Origin of the sequence: Geobacter sp. SVR (genome assembly GCF_016865365.1) — a bacterium.
GTDB lineage: Bacteria > Desulfobacterota > Desulfuromonadia > Geobacterales > Pseudopelobacteraceae > Pelotalea.
Genome location: NZ_AP024469.1, coordinates 1,391,219 through 1,415,751, shown reverse-complemented (window position 1 = coordinate 1,415,751; position 24,533 = coordinate 1,391,219). Strand labels below are relative to the sequence as shown.

General features: G+C 60.6%; 22 protein-coding genes and 1 pseudogene. 18 read left to right on the top strand and 5 right to left on the bottom strand.

Annotation, left to right across the window (positions count from 1 at the left end; translation table 11 throughout):
• The first annotated feature begins 9 nt into the window (after positions 1–9).
• Positions 10–2,049: an LPS-assembly protein LptD gene (locus GSVR_RS06445; RefSeq protein WP_173196881.1), complete on the top strand. Its 2,040-nt coding sequence runs from the start codon at positions 10–12 to the stop codon at positions 2,047–2,049.
• A 122-nt stretch (positions 2,050–2,171) separates the two neighbouring features.
• On the opposite strand, the gene GSVR_RS06440 is transcribed toward GSVR_RS06445, so the two are convergent.
• The 4 genes and pseudogenes from GSVR_RS06440 to GSVR_RS06420 all read right to left on the bottom strand — a co-directional run bounded on the left by GSVR_RS06440 (position 2,172) and on the right by GSVR_RS06420 (position 6,263).
• Positions 2,172–4,265 (bottom strand): transglycosylase SLT domain-containing protein, encoded by a 2,094-nt coding sequence (locus GSVR_RS06440; RefSeq protein ID WP_173196880.1) that lies wholly within the window; start codon positions 4,263–4,265, stop codon positions 2,172–2,174.
• 120 nt (positions 4,266–4,385) lie between these two features.
• Positions 4,386–5,279: an ATP-binding protein gene (locus GSVR_RS06435; protein ID WP_173197475.1), complete on the bottom strand. Its 894-nt coding sequence runs from the start codon at positions 5,277–5,279 to the stop codon at positions 4,386–4,388.
• Positions 5,280–5,288: 9 nt separating this feature from the next.
• Positions 5,289–5,876, bottom strand: a pseudogene (locus GSVR_RS22005) (DUF507 family protein).
• A gap of 78 nt (positions 5,877–5,954) precedes the next feature.
• Positions 5,955–6,263, bottom strand: a complete 309-nt coding sequence (locus GSVR_RS06420) for a cytochrome c (RefSeq protein ID WP_173196870.1) — start codon at positions 6,261–6,263, stop codon at positions 5,955–5,957.
• Positions 6,264–6,343: 80 nt separating this feature from the next.
• Between GSVR_RS06420 and hemW the strand changes: the two genes are divergently transcribed.
• The 16 genes from hemW (at position 6,344) to GSVR_RS06340 (ending at position 23,056) form a co-directional block, all read left to right on the top strand.
• Positions 6,344–7,489, top strand: coding sequence for a radical SAM family heme chaperone HemW (hemW, locus tag GSVR_RS06415; protein WP_173196867.1), 1,146 nt, complete (start codon positions 6,344–6,346; stop codon positions 7,487–7,489).
• Between the two features lie 72 nt (positions 7,490–7,561).
• A complete protein-coding gene (nuoE, locus tag GSVR_RS06410; RefSeq protein ID WP_173196856.1) occupies positions 7,562–8,035 on the top strand; it encodes an NADH-quinone oxidoreductase subunit NuoE in 474 nt (157 codons plus the stop codon).
• Positions 8,036–8,274: 239 nt separating this feature from the next.
• Entirely contained in the window at positions 8,275–9,534 is a 1,260-nt protein-coding gene (nuoF, locus tag GSVR_RS06405) for an NADH-quinone oxidoreductase subunit NuoF (protein WP_173196854.1), read from the top strand.
• 83 nt (positions 9,535–9,617) lie between these two features.
• Positions 9,618–11,513: a molybdopterin-dependent oxidoreductase gene (locus GSVR_RS06400; RefSeq protein WP_173196852.1), complete on the top strand. Its 1,896-nt coding sequence runs from the start codon at positions 9,618–9,620 to the stop codon at positions 11,511–11,513.
• A 148-nt stretch (positions 11,514–11,661) separates the two neighbouring features.
• On the top strand, positions 11,662–12,045 hold the full coding sequence (locus GSVR_RS06395) for a sirohydrochlorin chelatase (protein WP_173196850.1): 384 nt from the start codon (positions 11,662–11,664) through the stop codon (positions 12,043–12,045).
• Complete coding sequence (locus tag GSVR_RS06390) at positions 12,045–12,686, top strand: precorrin-8X methylmutase (RefSeq protein WP_173196848.1); 642 nt, start codon at positions 12,045–12,047, stop codon at positions 12,684–12,686. Before GSVR_RS06395 ends, GSVR_RS06390 begins: the two co-directional genes overlap by 1 nt.
• 46 nt (positions 12,687–12,732) lie before the next feature.
• Positions 12,733–13,869: a cobalt-precorrin-5B (C(1))-methyltransferase CbiD gene (gene cbiD / locus GSVR_RS06385; RefSeq protein ID WP_173196846.1), complete on the top strand. Its 1,137-nt coding sequence runs from the start codon at positions 12,733–12,735 to the stop codon at positions 13,867–13,869.
• A 157-nt stretch (positions 13,870–14,026) separates the two neighbouring features.
• Entirely contained in the window at positions 14,027–14,494 is a 468-nt protein-coding gene (gene ribE / locus GSVR_RS06380; RefSeq protein WP_173196844.1) for a 6,7-dimethyl-8-ribityllumazine synthase, read from the top strand.
• Positions 14,494–14,925 (top strand): transcription antitermination factor NusB, encoded by a 432-nt coding sequence (nusB, locus tag GSVR_RS06375; RefSeq protein ID WP_173196842.1) that lies wholly within the window; start codon positions 14,494–14,496, stop codon positions 14,923–14,925. Before ribE ends, nusB begins: the two co-directional genes overlap by 1 nt.
• A gap of 24 nt (positions 14,926–14,949) precedes the next feature.
• Entirely contained in the window at positions 14,950–16,266 is a 1,317-nt protein-coding gene (locus tag GSVR_RS06370) for a homoserine dehydrogenase (RefSeq protein WP_173196840.1), read from the top strand.
• A gap of 92 nt (positions 16,267–16,358) precedes the next feature.
• Positions 16,359–17,738: a TrpB-like pyridoxal phosphate-dependent enzyme gene (locus GSVR_RS06365; RefSeq protein WP_173196838.1), complete on the top strand. Its 1,380-nt coding sequence runs from the start codon at positions 16,359–16,361 to the stop codon at positions 17,736–17,738.
• A gap of 123 nt (positions 17,739–17,861) precedes the next feature.
• Positions 17,862–18,527, top strand: a complete 666-nt coding sequence (locus tag GSVR_RS06360; RefSeq protein ID WP_173196836.1) for a phosphoribosylanthranilate isomerase — start codon at positions 17,862–17,864, stop codon at positions 18,525–18,527.
• Positions 18,524–20,206, top strand: a complete 1,683-nt coding sequence (locus tag GSVR_RS06355; protein WP_173196834.1) for a glycosyltransferase family 39 protein — start codon at positions 18,524–18,526, stop codon at positions 20,204–20,206. Before GSVR_RS06360 ends, GSVR_RS06355 begins: the two co-directional genes overlap by 4 nt.
• Before the next feature lie 8 nt (positions 20,207–20,214).
• On the top strand, positions 20,215–21,405 hold the full coding sequence (gene trpB, locus GSVR_RS06350; protein ID WP_173196832.1) for a tryptophan synthase subunit beta: 1,191 nt from the start codon (positions 20,215–20,217) through the stop codon (positions 21,403–21,405).
• Positions 21,406–21,572: 167 nt separating this feature from the next.
• Complete coding sequence (locus GSVR_RS06345; RefSeq protein WP_173196830.1) at positions 21,573–22,292, top strand: cytochrome c biogenesis protein; 720 nt, start codon at positions 21,573–21,575, stop codon at positions 22,290–22,292.
• A gap of 5 nt (positions 22,293–22,297) precedes the next feature.
• Complete coding sequence (locus tag GSVR_RS06340) at positions 22,298–23,056, top strand: cytochrome C biogenesis protein ResB (protein ID WP_173196821.1); 759 nt, start codon at positions 22,298–22,300, stop codon at positions 23,054–23,056.
• Positions 23,057–23,153: 97 nt separating this feature from the next.
• Here GSVR_RS06340 and GSVR_RS06335 read toward each other — a convergent pair whose 3' ends face one another.
• A complete protein-coding gene (locus GSVR_RS06335) occupies positions 23,154–23,513 on the bottom strand; it encodes a hypothetical protein (RefSeq protein ID WP_173196819.1) in 360 nt (119 codons plus the stop codon).
• A gap of 446 nt (positions 23,514–23,959) precedes the next feature.
• Between GSVR_RS06335 and GSVR_RS06330 the strand changes: the two genes are divergently transcribed.
• Positions 23,960–24,457: a hypothetical protein gene (locus tag GSVR_RS06330; protein ID WP_173196817.1), complete on the top strand. Its 498-nt coding sequence runs from the start codon at positions 23,960–23,962 to the stop codon at positions 24,455–24,457.
• Positions 24,458–24,533 lie beyond the last annotated feature (76 nt).

Sequence of the window (24,533 nt, the reverse complement as noted above, 5' to 3'; positions counted from 1 at the left end):
CTACTGCCTATGCAACTGAAACGCCTGATCCCGCTGGTCTGCCTGGCTCTGCTCCTGTGCGCGGTTCCCGCTCTGGGCGCGGACGACATTGTCATCAAGGCCGACAGCATCAGTCAGGAACAGAGTACCGACACGGTCATCGCAAGCGGCAACGTGGTCCTGGTATGGGAGGGGATGAACCTGACCGCTGATCGGGCCACCTATGACCGCACTACGCGCATTTTGACCGCCACCGGCAACATCGTTGCCACCAAAGGGGACGATGTCCTGCGGGGAGAATCCATATCCCTGGACGTGGCAAGCGGCCGCGGAGAACTGGAACTGGCCACCGTCAACGTCAAGCAGGTCAATGCCACCTTTACCGGCAAAAAGATAGTCAGACTGGACGAGACTACCCTGGTGGCCACCGACAGCGAGTTGACCACGTGCGAAATGCCCCACCCCAGCTGGAAGTTCGGCGCCGGCGAGTTGAAGGTCAACCTGCTCGGGTATGCCATCGGCAAGAATGTGGTCTTCTATGTCAAGGACATACCGGTTCTTTATCTCCCCTGGGTCGCCTTTCCGGTCGTGCGCGAGCGCACATCGGGGCTGCTGTTCCCCCGTTTCGGCTACTCCAAAAGCCGCGGCGCACAGCTCGATATCCCGCTGTACTGGGTAATATCTCCCAGCCAGGATGCGGTATTCGATCTCGACATCCAGACCAAGCGGGGCATAGGCACCGGGGTGGACTATCGCTACTTGAGGAAACAGGGCAGCGAAGGCAACTTCGCAGGCTATTTGATATATGACATGCTGGATGAGCATTGGCGCGGACAGGTGATTCAGAATCACCGGGAGATATTTTCACCGGACCTGAACCTGCGCATGAACGTCAACCAGACCAGCGACCGCAATTTTCTGCACGACTTCGGGGAAAAAAGCGGCGATTACAACCGGCAGTCCAGCGACACGGTCGTCAATGCGCTCAAGACCTGGCAGCATTACGCCCTTACCGCTCATCTGCGTTACACCGAAGACTACTACGCGCCGGACAACAGCAACACGCTGCAGACCCTTCCGGCCATCGGCCTGGCTGCGGTCCGTCAGCGGCTGTTCGACCTGCCGCTGTACTTTGACCTGGATGCCAGCGCTGAAAACCTCTACCGGGAGACCGATACCACGGGTCAACGTCTGCATGCTTTCCCACGCTTGACCCTGCTGGGGGGCATCCCCGGCTATTTGAATGCATCGCTCTTCTTCGGTGCACATCTCAGGGCCTACTCCACCGACAACATCCCCTCCGGCAGCACTATCCACCGGACGGATGGCAGCCTGCTGCCGGACCTGGGCCTGTCGCTGTCCACTTCCGTCAGCCGGGTCTACGATCTTGACTGGGATCACCTCAAAAAAGTACGTCACGAGCTGACCCCCGAGATATCCTACCGCTACGTAACGGATCAGGATCAATCCCGCCTGCCGTTCTATGATTATGGCGACCGCCTGGTACCGCAGAACATACTCTATTACGGATTGACCAGCCAACTGGGGGGCAAGTTTCAAAGGGGGGACATCAACGACTACCGCGAAATCTCGCGGATACGCCTGATGCAGGGTTACAGTATCGACGGGTCCCGGCGTGACCTGCTGACCCTGGTGGATGCGGGCCGCCCCTGGACTGACGTTATCCTGGAAACCGACACCTGGCTGCACCCGCAGGCCAGGCTGACGTTCGATTCCCGTTTCAACGTCTATGACAAGCAGATCTCCTATGCCGCGCCGGGCCTGGAATTCGACGACCGGCAAGGCACTACCGTGGGCGCCGGCTATCGCATGTCCCGCAATGTCGTCGAATACCTGGAGGGACATGTGGCCACAAAACTGTTCAAGCCCTGGACCCTCGGCTACACCGCCCGCTACTCATTCGACCGTAGCCAATTCCTTGAGGCGGTGTATTCTGTGGAGTACCGCCACCAGTGCTGGACCGTCAGTCTCGCCTACCATGACCGCCCCGGCAACCAGTCCGTCACGTTCAATTTCAATCTGGCCGGCCTGACCAACTCGTTCAGATAAGAAAAGCCGATGTGCATCGATCTCCCGGCGATCCCCCACAGGGAGGCATCGCGGAGCATCGACACACACCGGCTTTGTCTGGTCAGCTCGGTGTTTCCGCGTCTCTGCGACTGAATACCTGCCTATCGCAAGCCGTACAGCTGACGATAGGTGGCGGCCGAGGCGTAGACCTTCTTGACGTAATCGCGGGTTTCCTGATAGGGAATGCTCTCGATGAATTCATCCTGCCTGAGTCCCTTCAAATTCTTCTTCCAGCGTTCCACCGCCGCTGTACCGGCATTGTAGGCAGCCACCGAATACACGACGTTCCCGTCGTGAGCCTTCAACAGCTCCCGGAAATGCTTGGTGCCCAACTTGATGTTCTGCTCCGGTATTGTCAGGCAGGCCGGGTCGAATGTCCCTTTGTCCCGGGCGGTCGCCCTGGCGGTGGCCGGCATGAGCTGCATCAGGCCGATCGCCCCGGCATGCGATTTGACCGTCGGGGAAAAAGCGCTTTCAGCCCGGATCAGGGCATAGATCAGTGCTTCGGACAGGGAATTGGTCGACGTATGTTGCGCCACAAGATCGCTGTAAGCCAGCGGATAACCGGCTGACCATACCTGCAGGGTGGACTTCTCCCATTTCACCGGCCGGTTTTGCAGAAAGGTGGCAATGGCCGATCCGTAGTCGCCGATCTCCAGATAGAGGCGGGCCAGGTCGGAGAATGGCACCTTCTTCTCACCCGCCTTTTTACGGGCAGCTCCCATCTCGTTGCGCGCCTCTTCCTGCATACCTAGGGAAGCCAGCAGGCGCGGCTTGTCAAAGCAGGCCGGTACCGCGACCGCCGGGAACACCCGCTGTGCGAGCTGCTCCCGCTCATCCTTGATTCCCTTCTGTTCGCGGTGCCACACGGCGTAGAACCCCGCCGGGTATTCGTCCAGCAGCATGCGGTAATATACGGCTGCATCGGCACTGCCGGTATTTTCCAGTGATCTGGCCAGCCAGTAGAGCGCCTTTTCCCGCAGTCCCCCGTCATTGAGCAATGCTTTCAAGGCCTCGACCGCCAGCGGGTACTCACCCGCCAGGTAGCGGCACCAGGCTGCATCCCAGGCTGCCTTGCCGACGAATCTCGATTCGGGGAAGTTTTTGGTGACCTGCTCGAACAACGGGGCAGCCTCGGTATAGCGCCCCTGTCCCCGCCGCAGGCCGGCTGCCTCCATCAGAGCATCGGCCGCAAACTCCTGTTTTTTCCCTTCACCAACCAGCTCCATATAGAGCGCAAATGCCCGTTCGGACTGGTCCTGGCGCTCGATTGCCCTGGCGTGCCAGAGGCGTGCCTCGGACCGTATGGCAGGCTGCAGGTCGGCAATGCCGATTGCAGCGGCCAGGCTCTTTTCAGCCTCTTTGTAGTTGCGCAGACGATAGTAAGCCATGCCGGAACGTACGGCAATGCGCCCGACAACTGCGGCCGGCTGCCCCTCTGAAGGAATGGACTGGAGCACCTGCAGCGACTGAGAAAACTCGTTCTGGGTGAACAGGGCCGAGGCCCGGCGCAGCAGTTCGTCGGCAGTGTACCCGGCGACCTTCGTTTCCCCCTTTTCCAGTTCTCCCAAACGTTCCCGGGACTTTTTCGCCTGCGCTGCCAGCGGATTGTTCAGCCAGATGCTGCGGTAAATCTGCGCGGCACCCACTTTGTCATCGGTCTCTTCCCGGCAACGGGCGGATTGATAGAGCACATCCACGGAATCGCTGCCGGAAGGATATTTCTCGATGAACAGGTCGCACATCCTGAGGGCTCCCTTGTAATCACCGGCTGCCACCTGGGCATCCACGCCGAATTTTTCGGCACGCCGTATCAGCAGCGAGGAGGGGTAGGCCTTGGCGAACGCAGCCGCCTTGGAGGCAGCTTCGGTGTACCGTTTGAGCTTCAGCAGCGCCTCGACCTGGTAGAGCGCGGCGTAGTCGGCGACCAGCGGCAGTTTCTGTTCCGCTTCTTTCAGGAGCGGCACGGCTTCCTCGAAATGCCCGATCCGCATGGCGCTCACCCCCATGAAAAAGGTACGCTGCGGCGTATCGGCAGTTTTCCCGGCCAAGGTAAGACCTTCGGCATAGTCCTTTTGACGGAACCGGCTTACGGCGCGGGCGAACAGATCGTCGGCGGAGGATGAAAAACCGCTGCCCGCGAACAGGCTCACTACAGCCAGGATAATGATCGATACTTTTTTGAATCGCTGCATGTCACACCTTTCACGGAAAAACGACCAAGAGCGCACGCTCTGTGGTCGTTCAGAATAAACACTTGAGTTGTAATATTCGGAACTGCATTGAAAACATGGTCATCGAACGGAGCAAATCGATCAGGATTCCCTGACTCCCGCAAGCAGGCACTTTCCAACCCAATGGCTGGCAAACTGGTATGCGATGCGGCCGCTACTGTCTCCCTTTTGGCGGGACCAGAGGATGGCGGCCTGTCGGCTCTCCTCATCCCAGAACGGCTCGGATCCCATCCGGGCACAGAGCCTGCCGATCCACTGGCAGACGACCTCCAGATACTGCTCCTGGCTGAAAGGATGGAATGCGACCCACAGTCCGAAGCGCCCTGAGAGAGAAATTTTCTCCTCGGTAGTCTCACCGTGATGGATCTCGTTCTTGACCAGCATCGCGCCGAGGTTGTCGGTTTCGTATTCGGGCAGCAGATGACGCCGGTTGGAGGTGATATAGATCAACACATTCTCCGGTGGGGCGTAGACTGAGCCGTCCAGGGCGCTCTTCAGCATCTTGTAGCTGGACTCACCCACCTCGAAGGAAACATCGTCGGAGAAAATGATGAAGCGGAATGGCTGCCCCTTGACGGCATCGACGATATCCGGCAAGTGCACCAGATCATCCTTGTCGACCTGGATCACCCGCAGCCCCCGGTCGGCGTAACTGTTCAGAATGGCGCGAACCAGCGATGACTTGCCCGTGCCACGCGTGCCCCACAACAGCACGTTGTTGGCCGGCAGCCCGGCCAGAAACTGCCGGGTATTTTCCTCCACCACCGATTTCTGCTCATCAATGCCGAGCAGGTCCGGCAGGGCTATCCGTTCGACGTCTTCAAGCGGTTCCAGGTAGCCGACAAAGGAATGTTTGCGCCAATTGGCGGCAATGGTGGCGGTCCAGTCGATCGAGGGGATCGGACGGGGCAGGAGCTGTTCCAGCGAGGTCAGCACCCGTTTGAGCTGAGCGGTTAATGCGGGGTCAAGCATGATGGCCCGGAATCACAATTTTCTCCTCACCAGCTCCTCCAGAAAAAACTTCTGGTAGAGCACATCCCAGTCGCGGCTGCCCTGTGCCCTGTTTCTGAGCTTGGCACGCACCGCCTCGTCGATCTCCTCTGCCGCCAGAAAGAACGAGGACAGTGTCTGTTTGATACGGGACAGCGCCCGGGCTTTATCCGGGAAATCGGCGAGATCGTCGCGCCCCAGGCGTTCCATGATCTCGTGCGACAGATTGGAAATGCGGTCTTCGGACAGTGACATGCACCTGATTCCCTTTCGTTACCGCAGTGGAGAGATCTCTCAGAGGACGATCTTACGGTCCTTGGCCAACTTCTCCTTGATCATCCGCAACATTTTGCGGCGGTCGATATCGGCCCCGCCACGCCCCATGGCAGCAATAGTATCGTCCAGCATCCGCTCGGCGTCCCGCTCCAGCGTCTGCTCTCGGCTGATATCATTAAGGATCGCCCCGGCAATGCCGTTCACCGCGGCGCCGCGATCGCGTCGCGGTGCGATCAGCCCTTCGGTGAACAGGTCACCGTAGATTTTATCTGCCAGGTGTTTTATCTGTTCCTGCTTTAATCGCATGAAATGCCTGTGGGGAAAAGATTAGTGGGGGAGCTTCGCAAGAGGCCTGCCTGGCGGCAGGCCCCATCTGCTGTTCCTCTATTTCAGGGTCTTGAGGTACCCTACCAGGGCATCCATATCTGCCTTGGGGAGGGTCTTGAAGCTCGGCATGGAGCTGGAAGGATTGGATTTCTTCGGATTTTCCAGCTTGCCTTTGAGATCCTGCTCCTTCATCCGGGCAGAAATCTTGGACAGGTCGGGGCCGATGGCGCCCCCTTTGCCATTAGCCTTGTGGCACATGGCGCACTTCTGGGCAAAAATCTGCTCTCCCTTGTTCTCGGCCTGGGCTGCCACGGTCAGCAGTGCCACGGCGGCGAATGCGGCAATCAACGTCAATGCTCTTTTCATTTTCTCGACTCCTTGGGGTCTGATAACAACGGCATAAAATGTGGACTTATTGTACTGAATCCGCCTAAAATTGCAACCATATGTTTACCCGCATCTATGTCCATATTCCCTTCTGTCGCAGCAAATGCCCCTATTGCGCCTTCGTCTCCAGCCAGGGAAGAGAGGGGGAGATCGACGATTACGTCGCCCTGCTGCTCAAAGAGATGCAAGCGGTACGTAAGAAGGTCGCCACCGCAGGCCCGCTGGATTCGGTCTACTTCGGGGGAGGAACGCCGTCGCTGCTGCCCCCTTCCCAGGTCGCGGCCCTCCTGGAACGGGTCAACGGACTGTTCGATCTGAAGGATGATGCCGAAATTACCCTGGAGGCAAATCCTGCCACCATCGATGACCGCTGCCTGAAGGCGTTTCGGACGGCCGGCATCAACCGGCTTTCGATCGGGGTTCAGTCCTTCGATCCCCGCATGCTGGCCTTGCTGGGGCGCATCCATTCGCCTGCCCAGGCAGTGGATGCGATAACGTCGGCACGCCGGGCCGGTTTCGGCAACATCGGCATCGATCTGATCCATGCCCTGCCGGGCCAGACCCCGGCCATGTGGCGCCTGGATCTGGAACAGGCGCTGCGAATGGCGCCCGAACACATCTCGGTCTATGGCCTGAGCATTGAGGAAGGCACCCCCTTTGCCGAGCGCTATGCCGACGATTCGCCTCTGCCCGACCAGGACCTGGCGGCTGACATGTTCGAAGAGGCCGACACGCTGCTGACCGCCGGCGGCTACGACCATTACGAGATCGCCAACTATGCCCGTCCCGGCTTCCGCTCGCGCCATAACAGCGGCTATTGGCACCGTGACGGGTATCTCGGGCTGGGAGCCGGCGCCCATTCTTTCCTGCGGGACAGCGCCTGCGGCACCAGGTTCGGCAATGTACCCGATCTGGAGGGCTATGCTGCCGCGCTCGACCGCAACGACCTGCCCCGCTGCGACGTCTCGAAATTGTCACGTCAGGAAGCCATGGCCGAGTTCATGTACCTGGGGCTGCGCCTGGCCGAAGGCATCCGCTTTGCTGCCTTCGAAAAGGAATTCGGCCAGTCCCCCGTAACATTGTACGGTGAAATATTCCAGAAGCTGTCAAAAGCAGGGCTGATGGAGGCGGATCACTGTTCGGTACGCCTTACGCGCAAAGGCATGCTGCTCTCCAACCGGGTCTTTGCCATGTTTCTGCCCTAACGACGTCAAAACTGTCAAAATGCCAGCGTCATTTCTCCTTGCCACTTCTCGCAAACACCTTATAATAGGCCCATGATTCCTCAAGCGCTGAAACAGGAACTGCTCCACCGAGTAAAAGAAGCCATCACCCCCCGCGAAGCCGCAGTGGACGTGATGAAGGCGCTCCAGCAGCATTACGGCTGGCTGACGGACGAGGCGGTCGGCGAGGCTGCCGATGTGCTGGGACTCTCGCCGCTTCAGGTGGAGGAGCTGGCCACCTTCTATGAGATGATCTATCGCCGGCCGGTGGGACGGACGGTTATCCATGTCTGCGATTCGATTTCCTGCTGGGCCATGGGTGGCGAAACCCTGTTGAAGCAGTTGGAACAACGCCTGAACGTCAGTGCAGGCGGAACCACGGACGACGGCAGCATTACCCTGGTGCCCTGTTCATGCCTCGGTAACTGCGGCGACGGACCGGCCCTTATGATCGGAGACCGCCTGTACGGTCCGGTCAGCATGGAGAAGGCGGAACAGATCATTTCCGGGCTGCCCTCTGCACCCTGACGGGGAACCTCTCGCATCCTTGCCAATCTGTTGCCTCTCCCCCTCCCGTTCTTCCTGAACTGTTTTGCAGCATCGAATCCACGCTTTCCCCTTTTCCGATCACCCGCTAACCATTGCAAAAAGAAGCGCACGCAAAGCCCCCTGCCATAGGTGAGGTATACTATAGGCTGAAGCTCATAGGCCGGACTTCATCAAAACCTCTTGAAAACCGCGGCAAACAGCGGTAACGTAGGCCCGCCATGGAACAGATTCTCTTCAGGCATAACCGGCCGGACCGGGTTGTACGCTTCGACGAATATTGTGCCGAAGGGGGCTATGCCGCCCTGCGCAAGGCACTGCAGGAGATGTCCCCGGACGATGTCCAGCAGGCGGTGATCGACTCCGGCATGCGCGGGCGCGGGGGGGCCGGATTTCCCACCGGCAGGAAGTGGTCGTTCGTGCCGCGCGACCTGCCCGGACCGCGCTACCTGATCTGCAATTGCGACGAAATGGAGCCGGGCACCTACAAGGACCGCGTACTGCTGGAAAAAAACCCCTATCTGCTGGTGGAAGGCATGGCCCTGGCCTGCTATGCCCTGGGGGTCGAGCATGCCTTTATCTTCATCCGGCGCGGCTACGAGAAGGGGGCGGCCGAACTGGCCGAAGCCATTCTCCAGAGCCAAAAAGCGGGTTTCCTGGGTTCCGGCATTCACGGCACCAATTTCAATCTGACGCTGGACTTGCACCAGTCGGCCGGACGCTACATCTGCGGCGAGGAAACCGCGTTGATAAATGCCCTGGAAGGCAAGCGCGCCAATCCGCGCGCCAAGCCCCCCTTTCCGGCCGTCAAGGGGCTGTGGGGCCAGCCGACCGTGGTCAATAACGTGGAAACACTGGCCAACATCCCCGCCATCATCGGCCGGGGCGCGGAGTGGTGGAAAGCGCAGGCCGCCACGCCCGAGGCTGCCGGTACAAAGCTCTTCTGCATCAGCGGCCACGTCAGCTCCTGCGAATGCCTGGAATTGCCGCTGGGCATCACCCTGGGCGAGGTCATCGACGGCCCCTGCGGCGGCATGCGTCCCGGTAGCAGCTTCAAGGCCTGCATTCCCGGCGGCGCCTCCACCCCCTACCTCACGAAGGAACACTGGCAGGTGCCGCTGGATTTCGATCCGGTGGCCAAGGCCGGTTCCCGCCTGGGCACCGGCGGCATCGTCGTTTTCGACCACACCACCTGCATGGTCGCCGCAACCCTCAACCTGACCCGTTTCTTCGCCCGCGAATCATGCGGCTGGTGCACCCCCTGCCGAGAAGGGCTGCCATTTGTGGTGCACATCCTGGACAAGATCGAGCAGGGGCACGGGACCCCATCAGACATCGATATATTGCGGGAACATGTCCACCGCCTGAATTATGCCTTCTGCGCCCTGGCCCCCGGCGCCATGGGACCGGTGGAGGGACTGCTGCGGCTGTTCGAGGATGAGATCAGGGAGCACATCACCAAAGGTACCTGCCCGTTTTGAAGACATTGATCTTTGCCGGAGCTTCGTGTTCCGGGATTTCTCCACTGTTTCTGTGGCAGACTCTGATATTGGACTGAGACGGCATGCCGAAATTAATCATCGACAACATACCGGTTGAGGTTTCCGAAGGGACCAACGTGCTGGATGCGGCTCACAGCGTCGGCATCCCCATCCCCCATTTCTGCTGGCATCCCGCTCTGGGCAAGGCCGGTGCCTGCCGCGTCTGCGCCGTCAAGATCCTGGATGGTCCCGCCAAAGGGTTGCAGATGTCCTGCATGCTACCGGCCCAGGATGGCATGGTCGTCTCGACCACCGACGACGAAGCGTTGGCCATGCGCAAAAGCGTCATCGAGTGGCTGATGATCAACCACCCCCACGACTGCCCGGTCTGCGATGAAGGGGGCGAGTGCCTGCTGCAGGATTTCACCATTGCCGGAGGCCACGGCCGCCGCCGCTATGACGGCAGGAAACGGACCTATCTCAATCAGTTTCTCGGCCCCTACATCGAGCACGAGATGAATCGCTGCATCCAGTGTTACCGCTGCGTGCGATTTTATCAGGAATATGCCGGCAGCACCGACTTCGGCGCCATGGGCCGGGCTTCCATGATCTACTTCGGACGGCAGCAGGATGGCCAGTTGGAATCCCCCTTTTCAGGCAACCTGGTGGATATCTGCCCCACCGGGGTCTTCACCGACAAGACCGCCCGCTTCCGCGCCCGCTACTGGGATTACGACATGGCAGCCTCTATCTGCCCCCACTGTTCCCTTGGCTGCAACACGATCCCGGCGGCACGCTACCGTGAGCTGCTCAAGGTCGTGGCCCGCAGGAACGACGCCGTCAACGGCTGGTTCATCTGCGACCGGGGGCGCTTTTCCAATGCCGCCGTCAATGCACCCGACCGTCCTCGCCAGCCGCTGGTGGACGGCACCCCGGTCGAGTGGGATGCCGCCCTGGGCACGCTGGCGGAACGGCTGAGGGAATTCCTCACCGTGCACGGACCGCAGGCCTTGGCCATCGTCGGCTCTCCCCGCATGAGCCACGAGGGCAATATCATGGCGGCCCGCCTGAAGGAGCTGACCGGCGCCGGCATGCTCAGCTACTTTCCGAATGCGGAAGAGGCCCGGCATGCCATGGAAGCCGCCGAACGGGTCACTCCGGGCGGTCCGGCCTCGCTGGCCGACGTCCGAGCGGCCGACCTGATCGTTCTGCCGGAGGGGGACCTGCTGGCAGAGGCTCCGATGATGGCCCTGGCAGTACGCCAGGCCTGGCGCAACGGCGCCCGGATCTACAAGATCGTCCCAGAAGCTGCCTCAGCTGGCAACCGCACCGATTCCCGGGAAGCCGGCGATATGTACCGGATAGTGACTGTAACATCCCCGGCAGATGTGCCATTGACCGAGGCCAAGCGGGGTGTGGTGATTCACCGCCCCGGAACGGACATGCCGAAGACAGATGAGTCCGCGGCCAGACATGCCTTTATCCTGAACGGGCCCAACGCCTTCGGGTGCGCAGTGCTGGCCCGGGAATACGGTGCAATGGCGCTTTCCGAGGCCCTGGCAAGCGGCGCCGTCAAAGGGATACTCTCCTTCGAAGCCGATCTGGCGGAACTTCCGCCAGGGGTACGGGTACTGGCCTCCGTGGACTGGCAAGCGGGGAGCGTGATGCAGAGGGCCGAAGTGACACTCCCTGCGACGGCCTGGGTGGAGATGGAAGGCACCTTCGTCAACAACGAGGGGCGCGCCCAACGCTTCGACCAGGTCATGCGGCCCGGGCTGCCGATCAAGGGACTCGATCCTGACCGCCACCCTCCCCGCGAGTTCGGAAAAGAGGCACCTGGAGGTGATCTGCGCCCATCCTGGCAGATTATCTCGGATCTGCTGTACCGCCTGGGTGGGGAGTACCGCCACCCGCTCAGTGGATGCTGGGCATCACTGAACACCCTGGATAGCTCCGGGGAAGGGATCCCGATCCGTTAAAGAACCGCACACCACACGGTTCCGCCAACACCGCAGCACGCAGGGCTGAAAGCAGCATCCCCCCCTTTCGGCATGCGCCCCGCACGTCAAGGCTGATCTTGCCCCCGGCCAGATCCACCGCTTTACCACCCCGGAAAGGAAACATTTGATGAAGACCGCAATATTGATGATGGCTCACGGCAGCCGCATCGCCACTGCAAACGACGCTGCCCGCCAAGTAGCCGCCATGGTGCAGCAGATGACCGGCTTTGAGATCGTCGAGGTTTCGTTCCGCGAGATGCACGCACCAAACATCCAGGAAGGGATCGACGCCTGCGTGGCCAGAGGTGCCGAACGGATCCTGCTGATGCCCTACTTTCTCTTCATGGGAGCGCACGTGCTCCACGATCTGCCCGAGGAGATCGCCGAGGCGAAAAAGCGCTATCCGGACTTGGTGATGGAAATGGGAGAACACCTGGGTGCGCACCGCAAACTGGCCGAGATCCAGGCCGAGCGGATCGGAGAGGCCCTGGACCGGCTCGGGTGGCGCTGATGGATTCGCTGACCCTGAAACCGGAAGAGATCGAGGCGCTTTCGTTCAGCATCATCGATGACGAGGCTGGCGCGCACGGCTGGCCGGAAGCCGAGTGGCAGGTGGTCCGGCGCGCCATCCACACCAGCGCTGATTTCGAATACGCCCGCACCACCGTCTTTTCCGACGGTGCGGTCGAACGGGCGCTGACGGCGCTGTCACAGGGCCACGGCATCGTCACCGACACGCACATGGCCATGGCCGGCATCAGCCGGGCCCGGCTGGCACGCTTCGGATGCCGCGTGTCATGCCATGTGGCAGATCCGGACGTGGCCGAACTGGCCGCCCGGGAGGGCATCACCCGCTCCATCGCGGCCATGCGCAAGGGAGTGGCCGATTCCGCGAACCGCATTTTCGTGATCGGCAACGCCCCCACGGCACTTTTCGAGCTGTTGCGCCTGATGGAGAACGGCCAGGCCGACCCGGCGCTGATCATTGGGCTACCGGTCGGATTCGTCGGTGCCGAGGAGAGCAAGAAGGCTCTGGCAGCCATGCAGCACCCGGCACCCTTTATCACCAATATGGGACGCAAGGGGGGCTCCAACATAGCGGCAGCAGTGGTGAACGCCCTGGCGATCCTGGCTGCCGAATCGTGCCGGTAATGGGACATGAGCGATATGCGGCGCCCCTGATGCAGGTGAACTGACGATGGGAAAAATGCTTCGCCACGGCTACACTACCGGCGCCTGCGCTGCTGCAGCCGCCAAGGGGGCGGCGTTGATGCTGGTCCGGCAGGAGTCGGTCGCCGAAGTGAGTATCGAACTGCCGGCCGGAGTCACTGCCGGCTTCGGCCTGCACGGGCAGCGCTTCGATGCTGCATCTGCCGCCTGCTTCGTGATCAAGGATGCCGGCGACGATCCGGATGTGACCAACGGCGCCGAGGTGCATGCCGTGGTGACGGTGAATCCCCCCTCGCCCCCCTCTCCCGAAGAGGAGAGCCATATTGTCATCCAGGGAGGTATCGGTATCGGCAAGGCCACAAAACCAGGTCTGGCAGTTGCACCGGGGGAATGGGCCATCAACCCTGTTCCGCGGCAGATGATCGAAGAGGCGGTGCGAGGCGTTTTTCCCGCTCATTTCTCCCCATGCTCCATCCTCGTCACTATCTCCATACCCAACGGCGAAGCGCTTGCCCAAAAAACCCTCAACGCCCGTCTCGGCATTGTCGGTGGCTTGTCGATCCTCGGCACCACCGGGATTGTCCGCCCCATTTCAGCCAAGGCCTGGACCGACACCATCGACACGGCCCTGGATGTGGCCCGGGCCTGTGGCTGCCCTACCGTGATGCTCTCGACCGGGCGTACCAGCGAGCTGGCGGCGCAACGACACCTTGAAGAGGCAGGACACGCCTTGCTCGAACCGGGCAGGGCTGGCACGTTCCCTGCCTTGTTGCCTGAAGAGGCCTGCATCATGATGGGGGACCATGTCGCCCATGCCCTGAAGGCTTGCAGCCAACGCGGCTTTTACCGGCCGCTGCTCGCCTGCCAGTTCGCGAAGCTGCTCAAGATCGCCTGCGGTCATGAGAACACTCATGCCGCCGCCTCGGACCTGGATCTGGCGACCCTGCGCGGTTGGGCCGAGCGGCAGCGACTCCCGCAGCCGCTCCTTGACCTCATCGGCGGTGCCAACACCGCCCGTGAAATCGTCGTTGCCGGCGGATTCGACACCGACCTGCTGAAACTGGTCTGCGACCATGCCTCCCGGGCCGCCCACAGCTATGCCCCGGATGTTTTTCCCTCCTTTCTGATAGCCGATTATACCGGAAAAATTGCCTTCAGCTCCTGACCCGCTCCCGAAGTGCACACGAGCTGATAGGTACGGAGTTCGGCGTCGAGTCGCCGTCAGTATCATTGCCTGCCGCGTTGTCCGTATATTTTGGTTTATACATCTTGAAAAACTGTGCTAATATTTCGATTTCTTTACGTCATGCGAGGAGGTTGCCATGCCGCAATTCATTGAAGGAAAGCTGGACGCCAGCGGCCAGAAGATGGGCGTTATCGTCAGCCGTTTCAACAGCTTCATTTCGGAGCGCCTGCTGGAGGGCGCCATCGACGCCATCGTCCGCCACGGCGGCGACGATAAGGATATCCATGTGGCCCGTGTGCCGGGCGCTTTCGAGATCCCCCTGGCAGCCAAGAAGATGGTTGACAGCGGGAAGTACGACGCCGTGATCTGCCTGGGTGCCGTCATCCGCGGCTCCACCCCCCACTTCGATTATGTCGCATCTGAAGTCTCCAAGGGCATCGCAGCGGTTTCGCTGGACAGCGGAGTGCCGGTGGTCTTCGGCGTACTGACCACCGATACCATAGAGCAGGCTGTGGAGCGGGCCGGCACAAAGGCCGGCAACAAAGGTTTCGAAGCCGCGGTAACCGCCATTGAAACCGTTAACCTGCTGAGGGCTCTGAAATAATGGGTTTACGACGCGAAGCACGAGAACTGGCGCTGCAGATGCTCTATGCGCTGGATGCCAATCCGACGGCCAGCCTGAGGGAAACGCTGCAGTCCTTCCGGGAAGACCAGCCCGAGGTTGCGGCCAGGGTGCGGGAATTCGCCGAAGGGCTCGTCCACGGGGTCCGGCAGTGGCGGCCCGAGATCGATGCCGCCATCAGCGCCCGTTCCAAGAACTGGTCGCTGGCCAGAATGCCGCGGGTCGACCTGAACGTCATGCGTTTGGCAGCCTACGAGCTGATGTACCGGCCTGACATTCCCAAAAAGGTCACCATCAACGAGGCCATCGAGATCGCCCGCAAATTCGGCGACAAGGATTCGCCCGCCTTTGTCAACGGCATTCTCGACGATATCGAGCCCTGCCCCAAGACCGAAGAAACGAACGAAGAGTAAACTCTGACTATAAAGGGCATCCAAATGAACGACATCAAGGTTGGACTGATAGGATTCGGCAACATCGGCGCCGGAGTGGTCAAGCTGCTGCAGGACAATGCGGATGTGATCCGCGGCAAGGTCGGTACCGGTATCGTCCTCAAGCGGATCGCCGATCTGGACATCACCTCCGACCGGGGCGTCACGGTCGATCCCGATTGCCTGACCACCGATGTCAATGCCATCTTCGACGACCCCGAGATTTCGGTGGTGATCGAGCTGATCGGCGGCTACGAGCCTGCCAAGAGTTTCGTGCTCAAGGCAATCGAAAAAGGCAAGCACATCGTCACGGCCAACAAGGCGCTGCTGGCCCTGCACGGTGCGGAGATCTATGCCGCGGCGGCCAAGCACAACGTGGAGGTACAGTTCGAAGCCTCGGTGGGGGGCGGCATTCCGGTACTGACGGCCATCAAGAGCAACATGGCTGCCAACCGCTTCGGCAGCGTGTTCGGCATCATGAACGGCACCTGCAACTACATCCTGACCCGCATGACCCAGGAGGGGGCCGATTTCGGCGATGTGCTCACGGCCGCCCAGGAACTCGGATACGCCGAACCCGATCCGACCTTCGATGTAGAAGGTATCGATACGGCCCACAAGCTGGCCGTGCTGGTTTCGCTCTGCTTCGGCACGCGCATCGACTTTAACGACATCCATACCGAAGGCATCTCCGGCATCAGCGGACTGGATGTCAAATTTGCCCAGGATTTCGGTTACCGCATCAAGCTGCTGGCGATCGGCAAGCTTTCCAACGGTCAGGTGGAAGCCCGCGTGCATCCGACCATGATCCCGCTGCACAACCCGCTGGCCGACGTCAACGGCGTCTTCAACGCCATCCGCCTGACCGGCGACTTTGTCGGCCCGGTCATGTTCTACGGCCGCGGAGCGGGCCAGAATCCGACCGCCAGCGCCATCGTGGGGGACCTGATGGGACTGTCCCGCAGCATGATGGTCTGCGCCGGACGCAGGATTGCGCCGCTCGGCTTCCTTGACGACAGGATCACCACCCTGCCGGTCAAGCCGATGGCCGAAATCGTCAGCAAGTACATGCTGCGCTTCAGCGCCCTTGACAAGCCCGGGGTACTGGCCTCCATCGCCGGCGCACTCGGCAGCAACGGCATCAGCATAGAATCGATGATGCAGACCTCCCACCAGGCGGGCGACGAAACCCCGGTTCCGATCGTGATAATGACCCACGAGGCTCGCGAAGGCGCCGTGCAGGCGGCCTTGAAGGAGATCGACGGATTCGATTTCATCTGCGAAAAGACCAGCTTCATCCGGATCGAGGACAACCTGGAATAGACCAGAAACTTAATGCCTTTTCTTCAGGCCCGTTTTGTGGGGCCGCGTTCCATTGCCTTTGACGTTGATATTTTGACTTCAGGAGAGAGATCATGAACACCAAGATTCTGCTCAGCGAAAGCCAGATTCCGCGTCAATGGTACAACATCATCCCGGACATGCCCGGCCCGCTGGCCCCGGTCATCAACCCGCAAACCCTGCAGCCGGTCACCCCGGACGACATGCTGGCGATCTTCCCCATGGCGCTGATCGAGCAGGAGATGTCCCCCAACCGCTGGATCGACATTCCTGACGAAGTCCGCGAGATTTACAAGCTGTGGCGCCCCTCCCCGCTTTTCCGCGCCCGCCGGCTGGAGCAGGCCTTAGGTACTCCCGCCAAGATCTACTACAAGTTCGAAGGGGTCTCTCCGGCCGGATCGCATAAACCCAATTCAGCCATACCTCAGGCTTTCTACAACAAACAGGCCGGCATCCGCCGTCTGGCCACCGAAACCGGAGCCGGGCAGTGGGGCAGCTCGCTGTCCCTGGCCTGTTCGCTGTTCGGGCTGGAATGCACGATCTACATGGTCAAGGTTTCCTGCACCCAGAAACCGTACCGTAAGAGCATGATGCAGCTGTGGGGGGCCAACGTGATCCCCTCTCCCTCTGAATTCACCAATTCCGGCCGCTCGATCCTGGCCCATGACCCGGACTGCCCCGGCAGCCTCGGCATCGCCATTTCCGAGGCGGTCGAAGATGCCGCTACCCATGCCGATACCAACTACGCCCTGGGTAGCGTGCTGAACCATGTCTGCCTGCACCAGACCGTGATCGGCCTGGAAGCCAAAGAGCAGTTGCAGATCGCCGGCGACTACCCGGACGTGGTGATCGCCTGCTGCGGCGGCGGCTCCAACTTCGCCGGTCTGGCCTTCCCCTTCATCGCCGACCGGGCCACCGGCAAACAGGTGCGTTGCCTGGCGGTCGAACCGGCCTCCTGCCCCACCCTGACCAAGGGTATCTATGCCTTCGATTACGGCGATACCGCCAAGGTGGCGCCGATCGCCATGATGTACACCCTGGGGCACGACTTCATGCCCCCCGGCATCCATGCCGGCGGCCTGCGCTACCATGGAGAATCACCGCTGGTCTCCCAGCTGTACGCCGCCGGACAGATCGAGGCCAAAGCCTACAAGCAGAACTCCTGCTTCGAAGGTGCGCTGCTGTTTGCCCGCAGCGAAGGCATCGTGCCGGCCCCGGAATCCTCCCATGCTGTACGGGCCGCCATCGACGAAGCGGTGCTGGCCAAGGAAGAGGGTAAGGAGCGCACGATCCTGTTCGGCCTGTCCGGCCACGGCCAGCTCGACATGGGAGCCTACGACTCCTACCTGTCCGGCAATCTGGAGGATTACGAATATCCGGATGCAATGGTGAAGGCGGCGCTGGAGAAACTGCCGAAAATCGGGGGATGGGGACCAGGGACCGGGGATCGGTAAGGCTTTACACCCCTCTAGTCCTGGTTCCTATTTCTACTCCCAACGCAACCTAACAACCGGACGGGTAAATCCATGGACAGGTTCTCACCGGTTCCTGGTCCCCGGTCCCTGATCCCTGTATCTATGGTCAAAGTCAAAATCTGCGGCATAACCAATCTTGACGACGCGCTGACGGCCATTGACGCTGGCGCCGATGCGCTCGGCTTCGTCTTTGTCCAGGCCTCCCCCCGCCACATTGCCCCCGAGCAGGCTGCCGACATAATCCGCCAGCTGCCCCCTTTCGTGCATACGGTTGGGTTGTTCGTCAATCAGACACAGCAGACCGTCAACAGCATTGCCGACCAGTGCGGGCTGGATCTCATCCAACTGCACGGCGACGAATCCCCGCACTATTGCCGGGGGATCGGACGCCGGATCATCAAGGCTTTCCGGATCAAGGACAGCACCAGCCTTGACGGCGTGGACAGCTACCGTGTGGCAGCCTGCCTGCTGGATGCCTGGTCCCCGACCGCCCACGGCGGCACGGGCCAGACCTTCAACTGGGACATTGCCGCTGTTGCGGCCGCCGCACACCGCATCATCCTGGCCGGCGGCCTGACCCCTGCCAACGTGGCTGAGGCGGTAAAGCGGGTATGCCCCTATGCCGTGGATGTCTCCAGCGGGGTCGAATCGGCGCCGGGCAGGAAGGATGCCGCGCTGGTGCGGGACTTCATCGCCGCTGCCAAACATGCCTCAGCCGGCCGGCAGGCGGCCTCCCCCGCCTCCCTTCCGGGACTGCACGCGAGATGACAGCCAGCACGCAGCAATCCGGGACAAGTCTGATCGATTCGCGCTGGCTCCCCCTGATACCCCTCTGCCTTTCGGCACTGGTGATCTGCCTGTTCTACCATCCCCCCGGCATATCCGCCGATGGCCACACTTACCTTCAGATCGCCCGTAACATCCAGTTGGGGATCGGGCCAGGCTGGCAGGCCCTCTGGGCCACGCCGTTGCCCTCCATCATCATTGCCGGAGTGGACAGCATCTTCGGCATGCACGACCTTCTCAGGACTGCGGGCCTTGTCGCCCCGGTGATGGGGGTGCTGCTGACCGCCGCGGTCTATTTCCTGGCTGTCGGGCTGTTCGACCGCAGAATCGCGCTGGTGGCGGCCCTGGCCTCCTCCGTAACACCCCATTTTCTGGCCATCACCTTCTCCACGGAACCGGAAATCTACTATTCGGTCTTTCTGATAACCGCTCTGGGGCTGCTGGACCGTGCCGCCTCCCGCAACTCGTTGTGGCATGCCGCAGGCGCAGGTATCCTGTTCTGCTGCGCCTATCTCAGCCGTTCCGAAGGCTTCCTGATCATGGGCCTGACATCCATGACGCTGCTGGCAATACAGGGCAGACAGGTGTTGCGTTCGTTCATGCCCCGCCTCGTGGCAATCATGGTGGTAGTATTCTTCCTGGCGTCCTCTCCCTACCTGGCATTCCTCAAGAAAAACTACGGCACGTTCGTCATCAGCCCCAAGGCGACCTACGTCCTGATCTGGATGAAGGGCAGGATCTATCATGACCACAACAAGGGGGAGCAGGGCAACGATGAGCTCTGGGGCCTTGCCCCGGACGGAAGGCTGAAATGGCAGCAGCCTTCAGGGATCGGCGATCTGGCACGTTACCTCCTGCAGGATCCGGAGAAAAGCATCCGGGTCTACCTGCATAACCTCCTGATGGAGTTGCCCGGCCGGGTCCCCAACAACAGCGGCACGCAGCACTTTCCCAATGTCTTTCCGGTGTACCTGACGTTTCTGGCAGCGCTGTCGTTTCTGTTTTCGTGGGGAGATTCCTCCCTGCGCAGGAAGGCAACCATTGCCGCCCCGTTCCTGATCCTCCTCATTCTACCGGTGTTCAGCGAGGGGTGGTGGAAATACCTGGTGCCCTATGCGCCGCTACTGCTCATACTCGCCTCTGCCGGCCTGGTTTATGCTGCCAGAAGGCTGTTTACGGACAGAACCGCTGCAGGTGTGGTTATCGTGTGCACAACAGGCCTCATGGCCTACTACCTTGACAGGTACGGCAACGGGTTGCTGACCGGCATGTTTTCCCCGAAACAGGACGCAAAGGTAACGGTCAAGGCCGTTCCCGACCCCGGCCGCGCGGTCCGGCTGAATTACGCGGATGATGCCCGCAAAGCGGGCCAGTGGGCCGCGCTCCGGTATGGCCCCGGCAAAAACTATATGGTAGCCTGGAACAAGATGATCTACTACCTGAACGGCCTCTGGACCGCCCTGCCGGTGGCGGACCCGCCCGCCACCTATCGGTATGCCGTTCGGAACCATGTGGACCTGTTCGTCATCGAGGTCCACAATGCGGAGGTTCCCGATGCCGGACTGGCCTCTGCGGCGCCGGGCTTTGCCCTTGATTCCGTCTACCATTCGGAAGCCACACCATACCGGGTGGCGTTTTTCAGACCTCTCCATCAACCATAGGTGACAACATGAACTATCCCGACAAACAAGGCCATTTTGGCGCATACGGCGGCCGCTACGTTCCCGAAACCCTGATGCCCGCCCTGCTGGAGCTGGAACAAGCCTACCAGCATTACCGCCACGACCGCGAGTTCAAGGAAGAATACCTGTATTACCTGCGCCAGTACGTCGGCCGCCCGAACCCGCTTTACTTCGCTGAAAAGCTGACCAAACGGCTGGGAGGGGCCAGGATCTACCTCAAGCGCGAGGACCTGAACCACACCGGGGCCCACAAGGTCAACAACACCATCGGCCAGGGACTGCTGGCACGCCGGATGGGCAAGAAACGCGTGATCGCCGAAACCGGCGCCGGCATGCACGGCGTGGCCACCGCCACGATCGCTGCCCTGTTCGGCATGCAGTGCGAGGTGTTCATGGGGGAGGAGGATACCCGGCGCCAAGCCCAGAACGTCTTCCGCATGAAACTGCTGGGCGCCACGGTCACGCCGGTCACAGCTGGCACCGCCACCCTCAAGGACGCCATGAACGAGGCCATGCGCAACTGGGTCAGCACCATTGCCGACACGTTCTACGTCATCGGTACCGTGGCAGGTCCGCACCCCTACCCGATGATGGTGCGCGACTTCCAGGCCATTATCGGCCGGGAAGCCAAACGCCAGCACCGGCAGGCCGAAGGGCGCCTGCCCGACGCACTGGTGGCCTGCGTGGGTGGAGGCAGCAACGCCCTGGGGCTGTTCTACCCCTTCCTGAAGGACACATCGGTCAGGATCATCGGGGTCGAGGCGGCCGGATACGGCATCGCGACCGGCAAGCATGCCGCTCCGCTCTGCGCCGGTTCCCCCGGCATCCTGCACGGCAACCGCACCTATCTGCTGCAGGACGAGCACGGCCAGATCACCCACGCCCACTCCATCTCGGCCGGCCTGGACTATCCCGGCGTCGGCCCCGAGCATGCCTGGCTCAAGGACAGCGGCCGGGCCGAGTACGTCTGCATCACCGACCAGGAGGCCCTGGAGGGATTCCAGGCACTGGCGCGCGAGGAGGGCATTATCCCGGCCCTGGAGTCGTCCCATGCCATCGCTTATGCCCTGAAGCTGGCACCAACCATGACCAGGGACCAGAGTATCGTGGTCTGCCTGTCGGGACGCGGCGACAAGGATATGCACACCGTGGCCGATGCCATGGGAGTGGCGTTCTAAACGGTTGTTGAAAAACGGGCATCTCGCCGCCGTCCTCGTCAGCCCCCTTGTGCGGCGTAGCGCTGCTACACCTCCGCGGGGCTTCCTGCGGGTGCGACGATCTGCCCATTTTTGAACAACCTCGAATTTTACCATCTGCCCTAATCAACCGGGAGATTGCTACATCCGTGAAACCGCTCCTGATCTCCTCCATCTGCCTGTACATGTTCGGCTCGTCCAACCGGCTGCTCCTTGCTGCCGGAGCTGCGGCCGAGGTCGTGTACTTGGGCATGCGCGGCCTCTCCCTGGGGCGCCTGCCTCTGCTCGGGCCCCATGATACCCTGGCGTTCTTCTCCGCCTCCATCGGCGTGATGGCCCTTGCCACCGCCTTCTCCCCAGCCCTGGCCGGCAAGAAGTGGTTCGGAACCGCTTCCGGTATGGCTGCCGGCTTTTTCGCCCTGTTCGCCCTGCTGTTCCCCGCCTCGGCCATGCCGCTGCCGCAGATCCTGGACACCCTCTGGTTCGAAGCGCACGTGGTACTGGCCTTTTTCGCCTATGCCCTGTTCGCGGTCGGTGCACTGCTCTGTGCCGGGTATCTCGGCCAGGGCGAACGCTCTCTGCTTGAACTGCAGTACCGCACCGCCCTGACCGGCTGGTCGTTCTTCTCGGCCTCCATGCTGGCGGGGGGTATCTGGGGATACTACGCCTGGGGTACCTATTGGCTCTGGACCCCCAAAGAGCTTTGGACTTCGATCCTGTGGATCTTTTACGCCCTGTTCCTCCATCTGCGCCTCAAGGGGACGCGCTGGGACCGGCTTGCTGCCTGGCTGGGCATCGCCGGGTTTTTCGTGATGCTTTTCACTTACCTGGGTGTAAGCATGCTGATGAAAAGCTCGCACAGCTTCTGACCACTATGAAACGGCTCTGGAACGCGCTCATATCGCTACAACTCTCGCTCTGGCTGCTGGCGCTGCTCTGCCTGGCAATGGCGGCCGGCTCCTTCCTGCTCAAGGGTGAGCAGGGGGCAGCCATCAACTTCATGCCGTTCTTCGCCTGGCTGATGCAGACGCCGGTCAGCCACTCTTGGTGGCTCTGGCTGACCCTGGTGCTGTTGGCCCTGGTGGTGATTACCACCCTGCTCTGCTCCTGGGATGCGGTCATGGCGCGCTGGCGGCGCATCGGCTTCATTGCCCTGATTGCGCCACAGCTTGTGCACGCCGGCTTCCTGCTGATCGTGGCGGCCCATCTGATTAGTGCCCTCGGTTCCTCGGTGCAGCAGTTCGAAGTCCACCAGGGGGAACTGCTGCAGCTTCCCGACGGGCAGCCTTTCGGCGTGGCGGCCATAACGGTACAGGGCTCCCCCATGGGGATGCCGCTCGGCTTCAGCGCCGAATTGGTTACCGATCTCCGCAACCCGTCGCAGCGGGTGACGATCAGCCCCAATCACCCCTGGTTTTCCGAGGGCTACGGCGTCTATATCAAGCAGGCGGTCAACGCCCCCTACCCCCGGGCACTCCTTGAGGTCCACCGGGAACCGGGCGCAGGCATGGCCCTGTCCGGGGCGATCGCTTTCGTTATCGGCAATCTGCTGGTACTGTGGCTGCGGTCGAAGCGGGACGGCGATATGCGGGGGAAGACCGACGGCTCGGCGGATGAGGAGACGACTGATTGAAGTATGACTGATCGGTTACGGAATGATAAACCAGTGGGAAGAAAAGGTTCCGGGGCATCGTTGACCCGGAAATCACAGCGGTTTTAAAAATGATGCACTATTGCCGGTAGGGCTGGATCAGGCAGGCAGCCCCCGTCTTCTTGGCCACATCCCCCGGCTTCACCTCCCCTTTGACGACCTCCCCCTCGAAATAATGCTCCCCGGCATAGGACAGCACCTTCACCTGCCCGACCTCCTTTGACCGGGGATTCTTGGCACCCCCGTACTCCCGGAAGACCGGGATCACGTCGTTGATGCAGATTTCCTTCTTCACGTCGGCCGTGCCGCTGTGGAAGAGATTGACCTTGTTGCCCACCGCCATGACCACTTCGCCCTCGACCTTGTCCTTGGCCGGCAGAGTGGCTGGTGCGGCTATCACCAGCGCCAGCATTGCCAGAAACACGATACTCTTCCGCATCTCGTTTCTCCTTTCCCCATTGGATCGGGATGCCTTCGGCATCCGTTCCAGCCCTGTGTTTCATACCTTCCTATGGAAAAGCATAGCAACCAAAACCTGCGCTGCAAGATCTCGAGCATTCAAATGCCTGTCACGCTTGTCCCTTCTCCTGACTTTTCGAACAGAGAGTAACCCGGATGGGGCTGTTTCGTTTTTTTGCGGCATTGACATGATTGATGTTCTGACATACCTTAGCCCGAATTAATTACGGTATGTCACAGCTGGCCCACGGGAAAACGGCGATGCCGAAAGAATGGATAGGGGCGTTTCAGGAAACCTATATTTAAAGTGAGATAAGTATGGTATCCCCCGAACTCCCCCCCAAAATGAACAATAGCCGAGCCGAGTAATATTCCGATAATCCCGCCAATGGCATGCTCTGCCGAGTTATCACTGGAGGAATCATTGTGGCTAACAACATGAGTGTCATTTTTTCTCTCATCGGAACTGCAATCGGAGGTCTTATCGGCTACAACACTGCCGTAAGAGTTTCCGACAGAAAGGAAATGCAGAAAGCCGCCATCGACTTTCACGAGGCTTTTCTTGACGCTTTGATGAGTCTCGACCAAAAGTACTACTGCCGAGAAAACCCCGACCCCGACGAAAATAGAATCGGAAAAGTCTACTACATTCTCCACAGAACATTCCCTCAGCAAATTAAGGCCATGCTGCGCTTTCGCCTGTACCTCTCCGCCGACAAAAGAGAAAAATTCGATGAAGCATGGAAAGAGTATTGCCGCTATGACGTAGATGGTGAGCCGGAATATCCGTTTCTTGAAAAATACTTTGAAAACAAATGGGAAGCCCGAGACACCAGAGAATATGCCCTAGAGAATATCAACAGGCTTCTGAGTTTTGTTGAGAACGCTCATAGATCACCCTTTGAAATCGAAATGAATGGATGACCACGTTAATAGACGCCGACCGTCCGAAAAGACTGGGCGGGCGGGTCATGGCCAACCCCGTTGAATCGAAGAAGGA

Coding starts and splice junctions, on each gene's coding strand:
- GSVR_RS06445 (WP_173196881.1), top strand. CDS start 10: ATGCAACTGAAACGCCTGATCCCGCTGGTCTGCCTGGCTCTGCTCCTG.
- GSVR_RS06440 (WP_173196880.1), bottom strand. CDS start 4,265: ATGCAGCGATTCAAAAAAGTATCGATCATTATCCTGGCTGTAGTGAGC.
- GSVR_RS06420 (WP_173196870.1), bottom strand. CDS start 6,263: ATGAAAAGAGCATTGACGTTGATTGCCGCATTCGCCGCCGTGGCACTG.
- hemW (WP_173196867.1), top strand. CDS start 6,344: ATGTTTACCCGCATCTATGTCCATATTCCCTTCTGTCGCAGCAAATGC.
- nuoE (WP_173196856.1), top strand. CDS start 7,562: ATGATTCCTCAAGCGCTGAAACAGGAACTGCTCCACCGAGTAAAAGAA.
- nuoF (WP_173196854.1), top strand. CDS start 8,275: ATGGAACAGATTCTCTTCAGGCATAACCGGCCGGACCGGGTTGTACGC.
- GSVR_RS06400 (WP_173196852.1), top strand. CDS start 9,618: ATGCCGAAATTAATCATCGACAACATACCGGTTGAGGTTTCCGAAGGG.
- GSVR_RS06395 (WP_173196850.1), top strand. CDS start 11,662: ATGAAGACCGCAATATTGATGATGGCTCACGGCAGCCGCATCGCCACT.
- GSVR_RS06390 (WP_173196848.1), top strand. CDS start 12,045: ATGGATTCGCTGACCCTGAAACCGGAAGAGATCGAGGCGCTTTCGTTC.
- cbiD (WP_173196846.1), top strand. CDS start 12,733: ATGGGAAAAATGCTTCGCCACGGCTACACTACCGGCGCCTGCGCTGCT.
- ribE (WP_173196844.1), top strand. CDS start 14,027: ATGCCGCAATTCATTGAAGGAAAGCTGGACGCCAGCGGCCAGAAGATG.
- nusB (WP_173196842.1), top strand. CDS start 14,494: ATGGGTTTACGACGCGAAGCACGAGAACTGGCGCTGCAGATGCTCTAT.
- GSVR_RS06370 (WP_173196840.1), top strand. CDS start 14,950: ATGAACGACATCAAGGTTGGACTGATAGGATTCGGCAACATCGGCGCC.
- GSVR_RS06365 (WP_173196838.1), top strand. CDS start 16,359: ATGAACACCAAGATTCTGCTCAGCGAAAGCCAGATTCCGCGTCAATGG.
- GSVR_RS06360 (WP_173196836.1), top strand. CDS start 17,862: ATGGTCAAAGTCAAAATCTGCGGCATAACCAATCTTGACGACGCGCTG.
- GSVR_RS06355 (WP_173196834.1), top strand. CDS start 18,524: ATGACAGCCAGCACGCAGCAATCCGGGACAAGTCTGATCGATTCGCGC.
- trpB (WP_173196832.1), top strand. CDS start 20,215: ATGAACTATCCCGACAAACAAGGCCATTTTGGCGCATACGGCGGCCGC.
- GSVR_RS06340 (WP_173196821.1), top strand. CDS start 22,298: ATGAAACGGCTCTGGAACGCGCTCATATCGCTACAACTCTCGCTCTGG.
- GSVR_RS06335 (WP_173196819.1), bottom strand. CDS start 23,513: ATGCGGAAGAGTATCGTGTTTCTGGCAATGCTGGCGCTGGTGATAGCC.